The organism is Candidatus Electronema sp. JM (assembly GCF_048287415.1).
Lineage (GTDB): Bacteria > Desulfobacterota > Desulfobulbia > Desulfobulbales > Desulfobulbaceae > Electronema.
Genome location: NZ_JBLWEN010000016.1, coordinates 1 through 11,664, shown reverse-complemented (window position 1 = coordinate 11,664; position 11,664 = coordinate 1). Strand labels below are relative to the sequence as shown.

Annotated in this window: 10 protein-coding genes; 8 read left to right on the top strand and 2 right to left on the bottom strand. The window is 56.2% G+C overall.

The features are described 5' to 3' along the window. Positions 1-106: 106 nt before the first annotated feature. The 4 genes from ACNKH6_RS03810 (at position 107) to ACNKH6_RS03795 (ending at position 4,238) form a co-directional block, all read left to right on the top strand. Positions 107-742, top strand: a complete 636-nt coding sequence (locus ACNKH6_RS03810; RefSeq protein ID WP_417914221.1) for a hypothetical protein — start codon at positions 107-109, stop codon at positions 740-742. Between the two features lie 146 nt (positions 743-888). After that, positions 889-2,271 (top strand): cytochrome C, encoded by a 1,383-nt coding sequence (locus ACNKH6_RS03805; protein WP_417914220.1) that lies wholly within the window; start codon positions 889-891, stop codon positions 2,269-2,271. Between the two features lie 84 nt (positions 2,272-2,355). Continuing rightward, entirely contained in the window at positions 2,356-3,546 is a 1,191-nt protein-coding gene (locus ACNKH6_RS03800) for an ABC transporter permease (protein WP_417914219.1), read from the top strand. A gap of 5 nt (positions 3,547-3,551) precedes the next feature. Next, positions 3,552-4,238, top strand: coding sequence for an ABC transporter ATP-binding protein (locus tag ACNKH6_RS03795; RefSeq protein WP_417914218.1), 687 nt, complete (start codon positions 3,552-3,554; stop codon positions 4,236-4,238). 37 nt (positions 4,239-4,275) lie between these two features. Here the strand turns inward: ACNKH6_RS03795 and ACNKH6_RS03790 are convergent, their stop codons facing one another. Beyond that, the gene (locus ACNKH6_RS03790; RefSeq protein ID WP_417914217.1) at positions 4,276-4,557 is read right to left on the bottom strand and encodes a hypothetical protein; all 282 of its coding nucleotides are present in this window, start codon (positions 4,555-4,557) and stop codon (positions 4,276-4,278) included. A 150-nt stretch (positions 4,558-4,707) separates the two neighbouring features. On the opposite strand from ACNKH6_RS03790, the gene ACNKH6_RS03785 reads away from it, so the two are divergent. From ACNKH6_RS03785 to ACNKH6_RS03775, 3 genes are all read left to right on the top strand, one after another. After that, entirely contained in the window at positions 4,708-6,075 is a 1,368-nt protein-coding gene (locus ACNKH6_RS03785; RefSeq protein WP_417914216.1) for a sigma-54-dependent transcriptional regulator, read from the top strand. Between the two features lie 122 nt (positions 6,076-6,197). Beyond that, on the top strand, positions 6,198-7,508 hold the full coding sequence (locus ACNKH6_RS03780; RefSeq protein WP_417914215.1) for a pyridoxal phosphate-dependent aminotransferase: 1,311 nt from the start codon (positions 6,198-6,200) through the stop codon (positions 7,506-7,508). Positions 7,509-7,535: 27 nt separating this feature from the next. After that, the gene (locus ACNKH6_RS03775; protein WP_417914214.1) at positions 7,536-8,279 is read left to right on the top strand and encodes a 16S rRNA (uracil(1498)-N(3))-methyltransferase; all 744 of its coding nucleotides are present in this window, start codon (positions 7,536-7,538) and stop codon (positions 8,277-8,279) included. Between the two features lie 3 nt (positions 8,280-8,282). On the opposite strand, the gene ACNKH6_RS03770 is transcribed toward ACNKH6_RS03775, so the two are convergent. Then, on the bottom strand, positions 8,283-10,739 hold the full coding sequence (locus ACNKH6_RS03770) for an EAL domain-containing protein (protein ID WP_417914213.1): 2,457 nt from the start codon (positions 10,737-10,739) through the stop codon (positions 8,283-8,285). Between the two features lie 193 nt (positions 10,740-10,932). Here ACNKH6_RS03770 and cobO point away from each other — a divergent pair, with 193 nt between their 5' ends. Further along, positions 10,933-11,547: a cob(I)yrinic acid a,c-diamide adenosyltransferase gene (gene cobO / locus ACNKH6_RS03765; RefSeq protein ID WP_417914212.1), complete on the top strand. Its 615-nt coding sequence runs from the start codon at positions 10,933-10,935 to the stop codon at positions 11,545-11,547. The last annotated feature ends 117 nt before the right edge of the window (positions 11,548-11,664 follow it).

The following is an 11,664-nucleotide window of genomic DNA, read 5'->3' as shown; positions in this document are numbered from 1 at the left end:
CATCCCTTTTTCCTATGAGGAAATATATTTTTGGGACGTTCTCATCCCCTGCGGCTGCTTTCAAACAGTCGGCGGGGATTAAAAGATTTCCGCCAAGGAGAAAATCATGCAGAAAATCTGGCTGCTCATGCTGCTGGCATTTGTTTTTCTGTTCGCCCCTGATCAGGCCCATGCCGCCGTGGGCTGCGATCTCAACGACCCGGACAAGGATGTGGCCCGCCTGTATCCAGAATCCACCGGCTACAAAACCAGTTATCTTTCGTTGGACAAGCTCGGCGGCGAGCCGTTGCTGAAAGAGATTGAGAAGCGGCTGGGCGATGCGTTTCAGGGCTTATATGAAACCGTTGACGTGCCCTACACACTCTATGAAATCTTCAAGGATAAAGAGAAGATCGGCTATATCCACGGCGTGAATCAGAAGGGAAAGTACGGCGGCATCCAAGTCTTTCTCGTCTTGGATACGGAAGGCACGATCAAGTCCTTCTATTTCCAAAAGCTGACCTCGAAAGCGGCCAAGGCTCTGCGCGAACCGGACTTCGGCAAACAGTTTATCGGCTTAAATCTGAAGGATTTTTATCCTTACGATGTGAAAGCGGGCAAGAGTGTGCCGCCCGGCAAGGTGGATCAGATCAAGAATCCGGTGCCAGAGGCGGAAGAAGACTTCCGGGCCGCGCTGCGGGCGACGAAGAAAAACCTGATACTGATGGATCAGTTTGTTTATGGCAACAAGCATCTGCAATAACTTCGAGCAATAACGGTCCATAATTTTGATGCAAAATAATTTGACATCAAAGAAAACGACCTTGATAATGAGGTATTGGCACTGACAAACTTGTTTGCTGGATCGGTATCACTTCAATATCATGTCAAAATTTACGAGGAGGATGTATGAAAAGGGAATCTGGGTTATTGATAGCATCACTGTCTGTGTTTTCGGCTGTTCTGTTGCTATCAAGCCGAGCTGATGCCGTGCCAAGTTTTGCTCGGCAGACAGGTGTATCTTGCGCTGCATGCCATGTCACTGCGTTTGGGCCGGCCCTGACATCCTTTGGCCGTGATTTCAAGATGAAAGGATACACGATGTCAAACGGTGCGCCGCAGAAACTTCCGCCTGTGTCCGCGATGGTTTTAGGCTCGTTCAGTCACACCAAAGCAGATCAGGATGGCGGCGCAGCCCCAAGTTTCAATGACAACGACAACGTGGCGCTGGATGAAGTCAGTTTGTTCTATGCTGGCCGCATCACCGACAAGATCGGCATGTTCGGCCAAGTCACCTATGATGGCGTGGAGCATCAAGGCATGAACGATGGTCTGGAGCATTTCGGCATGTCTTGGGACAACGTTGATGTCCGCTTTGCCGACACTGCCACGATAGGCAAGACCGATTTGGTATATGGACTGTCGCTGAACAATTCGCCAACCGTTCAGGACTTATGGAATTCAACTCCGATCTGGGGATTTCCGTATGTAAGCTCCGCGCTTTCGCCAACACCTGCTGCCGCGCCTATTCTTGAGGGGTCTTTCGCTGACCAAGTTGTGGGGTTGTCTGCTTATGCGATGTTCAATAACCTGCTCTATGCGGAAGCTGGCGCATATAAAATGCTGTCCACGAAATGGCAGCGTAACTTTGGTGTTTCAAGCGACGCAGTTGCCGGAGAGTCACCAATCAATGGCTTGGCTCCGTATGGCCGTGTGATGCTTCAGCATGACTTTGGCTCGCACTATGCTTCTGTCGGCATGATTGGCATGTCAGCAGAAACTGAGCCAGGAGGCGACAGCAGTGCTGGGACTGATCGCTATACTGACATCGGTTGGGATGCCACCTATCAGTTTAACAACAACAGCGCAAATATTTTTACGGCCAATCTCAGCTTCATTCATGAGAAACAAGAGCTGGATGCAAGCCATGCTCTGGGGGATGCAAGTTCCTCCTCAAACAGTCTCGACACGTTCAGAGCAAATGCTGGCTGGGTTTATCAGCAGACCTATGCGCTCAGTGGCGGGCCATTCATAATCAGCGGAGATTCAGACAGCCTTGTCTATGCTGACAGCAGAACTGGCAGCCCTGATTCGCAAGGCTATATCATCCAAGCGGAATATATTCCATTCGGCAAAGATGCTTCCTTCAGCTCTTCATGGAAGAATCTGCGGCTTGGTCTGCAATACACGTACTACTCGAAGTTTGATGGCAGCAGTGACAACTATGATGGTTCCGGGCGTTCAGCAGAGGATAACAACACCCTTTATGCGTTCGCGTGGCTGAGTTTCTAACACCGTCTATACGTTCCTCTCCGCCCCGCCTCAAGTCTTTCTTGCAGGCGGGGTTGCTCTTCCCTCTGTCAGCAAGGAAGAAAAATGATCAGCATAACCACAGTCTGCTACAAGAATCTGTTGCGGAAAAAGGTCAGAAGCTCATTGACCATTATCGGTGTTGGCCTCTCAGCTTGGGTGTTGGCCAGCCTGATGGGGTTCAACAAAGGCTATGAGGCATCCTTAAACCGTGACATTGACAACATGGGATTTCAAATTGTTGTCACCGCCAAAGGCTGTCCTTATGAAGCCGCAACCTTGATGTTGAAAGGCGGCACCAGCCTCCGCTACATGAAAGAGAGCCTTGTGCAAGATGTTGCCGCCAATGCTGAAGTGGAAAAGATGACTCCGATGCTGATGCAGGCAATCTTCGATCCCAACAAAGGCGAAAGCGGCGGTATGTCGGCCTATCTCGGCGTTGATCCAGCTACATTTCCGCAGATGAAGACCTATTTGGAATTCAAGCAGGGCGGCTGGTTCAAGGACGCAGCGGCCTATGAAGCAGTGCTGGGCTATGAGGCTGCCGAGCTGGAGCAGCGTGAAGTTGGTGACATCTTGCTCATTCCAGAAAAGAATATTGAGCTGAAGGTAGTCGGCATTCTCAAGCGCACTGGCACACAGGATGACGGCACGATCTTTATTCCCTTCAAGGCGGTGCAGAAGATTTTCGAGAAACCTGGAGAATTGACCGGACTCGGCATTAAAGTGAAGAAAGATGCGAACATTGCCAAGCTGGAGGAAAAGCTCTACAAACTGCCAGACGTGCAGGTAGTCTCCCTCGCCCAAGTTAAACAGACCATCATGAACCTTGTCTCCACAGCAAAAGTGATGGTGCTGTCTATAGCTGTCATTGCCGTGCTCATTGCTATGGTCGGCGTGATCAACACCATATTGATGTCCGTCTTTGAACGCTATCAGGAGATCGGCATCTTGAAAAGTATTGGTGCGATGCCAGAAGATATCTTCAAGCTGATCTGGATAGAGACCTTTATTCTCTGTCTGCTCGGCGGCCTGCTCGGCACTGTCATGGCCTTCGGGCTTTCACAACTCACCGAAGTGCTGATCCGCAGACTGCTGCCTTATGCCCCGACTGGCTCACTGATCCTGCTGGATTTCAAGCTCATTCTCCTGACATTAGTGTCTGTGCTTGGAATCGGTTTGATCAGCGGCATCTATCCGGCGTGGAAGGCGGCGCGGGTTCGTCCTTTGGAATCCATCCGCAACGAAATGGGGTGAGCATCATGAGCAATGCGATTGCCATTGCCGCACGCGACCTGTGCAAGGTCTATCGGCGCGGCACTGAGGAAGTTGTGGCAGTGAACAAGGTTTCGCTGGAGATCAAGGAGGGCGAATACGTTGCCTTTATTGGGCCGTCTGGCTCTGGCAAGACCACGCTGATCAACATCCTTGGCTGTTTGGACAATCCCACGTCCGGCAGCCTCGACATTGCTGGGCGGACCATCTTTGGCCAGCAGAAAGCCGTTTCCGAGCGCGAGCTGACCAAAGTGCGGCGCGAGCTGTTCGGCTATATCTTCCAAAAATTCTATCTGATTCCCACCCTGAACGTCCTGGAAAATGTGCTGCTGCCCTGCACCTTTTACCAGAAGGACAACGCAGATGAGCGCGCCGTGGCCCTGCTTCAATCGCTGGGCTTGGACAAGCGGATGAAGCATCTGCCGGGACAGCTCTCTGGCGGCGAGATGCAGCGGGTGGCCATCGCCCGCTCGCTGATCAACAGGCCGAAGATACTTTTGGCGGACGAACCCACTGGCAATCTTGACTCCGCCCGCAGCCATGAGATCAGCCACGTCTTGCAGGAGCTGAACCAGCGCGACGGCCTGACCATCATTCTCGTCACTCACAACCCTGAGCTGGCCAAGACCGCGCATAGGATTGTTGAGCTGCGGGATGGAAGGATGGCGGTATAGGGCGCAGGGGCGAAAAATCTTTCGCCCTCTATAGGCGTTACTCTTTCACCACCAGCACCGCCGCGCCTGCCCGTCCTCCATCTTTCATATCCAGCAGGTTAAGTTGCAAACGGTTCTCGCGCAAATCCAGCACTGCCTGAATCCGCAGCATCTCATTCGCTGAAATTGAGCCGCCGGTCACGCTCACATAGGCATCGGCGGCATGATCAGTAAGAATTCCTGTTTCTTGAGGATGCTGATGGCAGAGGCCCGCCACCGTCAGCGGGGAGCGCAGCCTGCGCCTGTACGTGCCGGTGCGCGGCGGACAGTGATTTGGCATTTTTGCTTTCTGCCCTGCGCAGTTTTTCGCCGGGGACCTTCTGCGCCTGAGCGCGGCCAATTTTTTTTATGGACAGCGCGGCGTTTTCCACCTACCTTTATGCAGATGAGCTGAACGGCGGAAGCTCCGGCGCAACAACAGGCAGAAGAGATGAAAAAGAACACCGCAAAAGTTTTGATCGTGGATGACGAGGTGGCCCAGCGCTGCCTGCTCAATTCTATTCTGACGAACTGGGGCTGGCTTTGTGTGGAGGCCGATGACGGCGAGACAGCGGTTGAGGAGGTGCGCCGCAGCCCGTTCGATCTGGTGCTGATGGATGTCATCATGACCAATATGAATGGATTGGAGGCCTTGCGAAAAATCCGGGCGATCAATCCGGCGATTCCAGTGGTGATGCTGACGGGCAACTCGTTGGTGCCGACAGCGGTTGAGGCGATCAAGCTCGGTGCGCACGATTATTTAGTCAAGCCGGTTGATGCGGCGCGGCTGCGGCGGACAGCGGAAATGGCGATGAGCCACCGCCAAAACGAGGAAATCCTGCTGGAGCCGCATGGCGGTCAGCCCTTTGATGAAGCGGGGCGGATTCTCGGCAGCTCGCCGCCGATGCAGGCTCTGTGGGAAATGATCATCCAAGTTGCGCCGACTGAAGCCACGGTGCTGATCAGCGGCGATTCCGGCACCGGCAAGGAGCTGGTGGCTTCCGCTCTGCATTACCGCAGCCTGCGCAAGGACGGCCCTTTTGTCAAAGTGAACTGCGCCGCTCTGGCGGAAAATCTGCTGGAATCCGAGCTGTTCGGCCATGAAAAGGGCGCGTTCACTGGTGCCGACCGGCGGCGCGAGGGCTGTTTTGTCCAAGCCCAGCATGGCACGCTGTTCCTTGATGAAATTGGCGAAACCACGCCAGCCATGCAGGCAAAATTGCTGCGGGTGCTTCAGGAGCATGAATTGCTGCGGGTCGGCGGCCAAGACCTCATCAGTGTGGATGTCCGGGTGCTTACTGCCACCAACCGCGATTTGGAAAAAGAAGTGCAGGAAGGCCGCTTCCGCGAGGATTTGTACTACCGCCTGAATGTCGTCACCCTTGAAGTGCCGTCGCTGCGCGAGCGGGCCGGAGATATTCCGCTCTTGGCGGATTTTTTTCTCCGCCGCTGCTCCAAGCGCAACAAACGCCGGGTCAAAGGCATCACCCCAACCTGCATGGACGTGCTTAACCGCTATCTGTGGCCGGGCAATGTGCGCGAGCTGGAAAATGCCATCGAGCGCGGCGTGATCTTGACCAAAGGGGAATATCTCGATGTGGAGAGCCTGCCGTTGTCCATCCAGCGCTGGTTGAGCATGAACCGCAAAGATGATGTCGGGCCGGAAGGCACGCTCCGTTCAGCGGAATTGCAGCTGATTGTCAAAACCCTGATCGCCACCGGCGGCAACAAAAGCGAGGCGGCCCGCCGTCTCCAAATCACCCGCAAAACCCTGCTCAATAAGCTGAGAAAATACGGTTTGGACAGCGGCATGTCCTGAGCTGCGCCGTTTGACTGTTGACGGCTGGCTCCGGCTGTGGTAATGACTTGTGCCTGTGCGCAAACATCGCGCAAGCAACCCTTCTTATTTTGAATGAGCCGCTGAAAAAGAGAGAGAAGTCCATGCGAACGAACATTGTCCATGCCGGCGCAGGCGAACTCACCTACGAGATTCGCAACATCGTCAATGTCGGCAACCAGCTTCAGGCCTTGGGCGTGAAGGTGAACTGGGAGAACATCGGCGACCCGGTCGCCAAAGGTGAGCAGATTCCCGGCTGGATGAAGGACATCGTCGCGGCGGCGGCCCAAGAGGATGCGAGCTACGGCTATTCGCCGACACGCGGCGTGCTGGCCACCCGCGAGTTCATCGCGGCGCAGACCAACGCCTTGGGCGGGGCGCAGATCACGGCGGAAGACATTCTTTTCTTCAACGGCCTCGGCGACGCGATCTCCAAGGTTTTCGGCTTCCTCCGGCCCACGGCGCGGGTGATTGTGCCCACACCGAGCTACACCACGCATTCGTCCGCCGAGGCGGCCCATGCCGGCGACAGCCCGCTGACCTACATCCTTGATCCGAATCACAACTGGTTCCCGGACTTGGATGATTTGGAGTGCCATGTCAAATACAACCCGGCCATCGCGGGCATCTTGATCATCAACCCGGACAACCCGACCGGCGCGGTCTATCCTGAGAGCATCCTGCGGGCGATAGTGGACATCGCCGACCGCTACGATCTTTTCTTGGTCTGCGACGAGGTCTATCAGAACATGGTTTACAACGGCACCAAAGCGGTGCCGCTGGCCACCGTGATCGGCAAGCGCGTGCCTGCGATCTGCCTGCGTGGCGTGTCAAAGGAGATGCCGTGGCCCGGCGGACGCTGCGGCTGGATGGAGGTTTACAACGGCCACCACGACTGCATGTTCGAGAAATACACCAAGTCCATCCTCAACGCCAAGATGATGGAGGTTTGCTCCACCACCCTGCCGCAGCTTGTCCTGCCCAAGGTGGTCACGCACCCGGAATATCCGAAGTACCTCAGCGAGCGCATCCGCCGCTATGAGCGGTACTCGAACATCGCCTACGATATTCTCAAAGGACTGAAAGGGGTGCTGGTCAACCGCACCAACGGCGCGTTCTACATGAGCGTGGTCTTTGAGCACGGCCTGCTCAATCACAAGCAGAGCCTGCCCATCGCCAGCGACGCGGTGCGCGAGACGGTGGAAAAGATGGTCAGTGGCCCCGGCGTGGAGCCGGACAAGCGCTTTGTCTATTATCTGCTCGGCTCGACCGGCATCTGCGTGGTGCCGCTCACCTCCTTCGCCACGGCCTTGCAGGGCTTCCGCATCACCCTGCTGGAACGCGATGAGGAGACCTTCACCCGCATCTTCCGCACCATCGCCGAGTCCATCCGCCAGTACGTGGCCTCAGTCTGAGACCGTCCTGCTCTCTGCCGCGCCGCTGTGAATCTTCTTCTTTTCACTGAGCAGGAGTTGCGCGGCGGAGAGCTGCTGCTGACTGATTTTCGGGGCGAGCACATCCGCAGCGTTCTTGCGCTGCAACCCGGCGACACAGTGCGCCTCGGCATGATCAACGGCAAACTGGGGCAGGGAACTGTCCTCAGCTTGGACGCAGCGACCGTGCGGCTGGCCGTGCGGCTGGAGCGCGAGCCGCCGCCGCCGCCGCCGGTGGAGCTGATCCTTGCCCTGCCCCGCCCGATCATGCTTCAGCGCATACTCAAACAGGCGGCGACACTGGGCGTGGCCCGCATCCACCTCATCCGCTCGGCGAAAGTCGAGAAATCCTTCTTTCACTCCCCTGCCCTGCTGCCGGAAAAAATCACTGAGCGGCTGCTGGAGGGACTGACGCAGGCGGCGGCGGACACCCGCCTGCCGGAAGTGCGTCTTCATCCCCAGTTCAAAATTTTTATGGAAGATGTCCTGCCGACGCTGACAGGCAAAGGGCTGCTCGCTCATCCCGGCGTGCCCACAACCCTGCCGGAAGTGGCATCTTCTGATCAATGCAGAGGAAATATCCTGCTGGCCATCGGCCCGGAAGGCGGCTGGAACGATTTTGAACTGCGCAGTTTCGTGGAGCAGAATTTTGCCGCCTTCAGCATGGGCAGCCGGATACTCCACGTTGACACTGCCGCCGCCGTGCTCCTCGGCCAGCTCATGCTCCTGCGCAGCCTCAACGGCAGCAGGTAACCATCAGTGGCGGCGATGTTTTTTCCCATCGGTTGCCAGCACCGAATAAAACTTGTCAATCATCCGCTTATGACTGAGAGCAACGCTGGTGTCGCGCAGCAGCAGGGCACTCATGTCCTTTTCGGAAATCGGCGCACTGAATAAAAATCCCTGCCCTTCGTCGCAGCGGCTTTTTTGCAGGAAAAAGAGATGCTCCTCGGTCTCAATTCCTTCAGCAATCACCCGGAAACCGAGATTTTTGGCAATGGAGATGATGCCTATGGTGATGGCGGCATCAGTTTTGTTGGTGGTGACATTGGTGATGAAGGAACGGTCAATCTTGATTTTGTCCACCTTCATGTGCTGGATGTAACTAAGCGAGGAATAGCCGGTGCCGAAATCATCAATTGCAGTTTTTACCCCTTGTTCGCGCAATTTATTGATCAGGTCAATAGTAAAATCCATATTTTCAATCAGCACGCCTTCGGTGAATTCCAGCTCCAACGCCTCTGGCGGATAGCCGGTGCTCTCAATGCAGCTCATGATCTGATGATACAGATCGCGCCGCCGGAGAATCCGTCCGGAGAGGTTGACCGCCATGATGAATTTCTTGAAGCCCATGTCCCGCCATTTTTTGCCTTGAACGCAGGCCTTGCGCATCAGATCCAAGCCAAGTTTTTCAATCAGGCCGGTGTTTTCGGCAATCGGAATGAAGGCGGCAGGAGAAATCATGCCTTTGGTCGGATGCACCCAGCGGGCCAAGGCTTCCATGCCGCAGATGGAACCGTTGGTCAGGCTGACCTGGGGCTGGAAATAGTTGATCAGCTCGTTGTCCGCCACCGCCTTGCGCAGGTCGTTCTCTAAATACAGGCTCTCAGCGGCCTGAATTTTCATGCCGCTGTTCCACTGGCAGATGCGGTTGCCGCCCTCCCCTTTCGCCGCCTCCATCGCCGTGTCCGCATTGCGGAGCATTTCCAGCGGAGTGCCGCCGTCTTCCGGGTAAATGCTGAAACCGATGCTGGGCCGGATGAGAATGGCGCGGGATTCGTTATTCAACGGCGTGCGGAAACGCTGCATGATTTTTTCGGCCAGCTTCCGCGCCCGCTCCCGATTGGCGGGCGGCGGCAGGACAATGGCGAATTCGTCCCCGCTCACTCTGGCAACCAGATCCGCGCCTGCGTCTTCCGCACATTGCTTCAGAATCGTGGCCACGCTGCACAAAATTTTGTCGCCGAAGCCAGGGCCGAAAATGCGGTTGATCTGTTTGAAATGGTCTAAATCCACATAAACCAAGGCCAGTCCGCCCTTGGATGCCTCATCACCGAGCAGCGAGATGGAATCCTCAAGATACTGCTGAAACGAAGGCCGGTCAGCCAGACCCGTGAGCGAATCAAGGCCGAGATCAGAACTGAGCTGCTTGCCCGGCGCAGGCGGAACAACGCATTGCCGGAACATCGAGCTGTTTTCCGGCGGAAACAGCAGGCAGGTGAAGCCCTGTTCGTTGCCATCCGTGTCGCCGTCAGCGCGGTTGATGACAATGGCGGCCTCCTGCGGCTGGCCCTGCCCTTCTTCCTGCCGCAGCACCGCCTTGCCCTGCCAGCTGCCTTTTTCTGCCGCCTCCTGCAATACCGCCCCAACATTCACGGCTGGATCAGCAAAGCTGATGAGCTGATCCAGCCGTTTGCCCTGCGCCACATTCAAGGTGCAGCCGCAGCGGTTGAGAAAAGCTGGATTGGCATACAACAGCTGCTGCTCTTGGTTGATGAACAGGATGCCGCAATTCTGGCTGTCCATCACCTGCCGCCGGATGGTCAACTCTTTCTGAAGGCGGAAGGAAGCGGCGCGGGCCTGATGCAGCTGGGCTTTGCACTGCATGAGCTGCTGTTGCAAACTGGCATCGTCTGCGGGCGGGGCGGCCTCGTCATCGCCAGCGGCGGCATTTTCCGGCGGCAGGCTTGCGGCTGGCGCAGGCTGCGGATGTTCATCCGGCGCAGCGGCGCCCTCGCCAGATTCGGCAGTTCCCTTGTCCACCTCCGGCTCACGGGTCAAGGGAATGGTGCCCCACGTCATGATGTTCTCTTCGCAGAAAATAATGACTGGGATGCTCCGGCCCGGCGGCAGGCCTTTGTTTTTCGCCGCCGCCTTGACCGTGACCGTAAAGCTGGCTTTGCCGGTTTTCACCACGGTGATCAGCTTGGCGAACTGCCGGAACGGCTCAACTGTGAGCTGCGGATCCGGCACACCCAGCACTTCAAAATCAAGCTGGAACACGGTTTCATGCTCGGTAGCGGACGGCAGACGCAGCACTTCCGGGCACCATGCAATCACCGAACTGGCGCTGGTGCTGTTTTTATTTTTGTCAAGGAAGGGAAAAGGGCTTTTGAACCGGCAGAACTGGCAGGTGAAACTGTTGGTCTCAATCAGAGCTGGAGTCAGGGTGATGCTGTTCCGCTGTCCGCATTCCTCGCAAAAGAGAATCATACGTATTGCATCCGCAGAGGAAAAGATTTACTGTATGCGCCGCTGCCGTCCGCATCAGCCAGTTGGTGCTGTAAAAAGGCGGGATATCCTGCCCCGCTCTGCTGCACACAAGAAAATACCATGTATTTCGGCGGCGGTCAATGCCAGCCGATTTTTCTCTCCGCATAGCAAGCTGTTTTTCTATTAAAAAGACATGCGCTCACCGCTGCTGCCACAAGTGCCTGCCGCCCTGCTTTCCACCTTGGACCGCGAACCGGAGAACGAGCGGCTTGAGCTGCCGCCGGAGGGGCGCAAGGGCCTCCTGCTGCTGTACACTGGCAATGGCAAAGGCAAAACCACCGCCGCCCTCGGCCTGATCCTGCGCGCCCTTGGCCACGGCTGGCGGATCTGCTTTATCCAGTTCATCAAAGGCGGCTGGCAGTCCGGCGAACTGACTGCCCTGGGCCGTTTCAGCGACTTGCTCGACATCCATGTCGTCGGGCGAGGGTTCACGTGGCAATCAGATGACTTGACTAAAGATGCCGCCGCCGCCCGCGCAGGCTGGGAGCTGGCCCGGCAAACGCTGGCTGAAGAAAAACACCGGCTGGTGGTGCTGGATGAGCTGACCTACCCGATCAAGTACGGGATGCTCGCTGAGGAGGAGGTGCTTGCCGCGCTGGCCCGGCGGAATCCGGCAGCGCATGTGGTGATCACCGGCAGAGGGGCCGGAGAGCGGCTGCTGCACGCCGCAGATTTAGTCACTGAGCTGAACGAGGTCAAGCATCCGTACCGGCAGGGCATCAAAGCGCAGCAGGGCATTGAATTTTAACCCAAGTTGTGACCTATAAATCTTGAAAAATCCATGCTTCCCCGCATGTGTTATATTTCTGCTGTCCAGCACGAATATAACCGCACACAGAGGAAGACATGGAACTCGAAATTACAG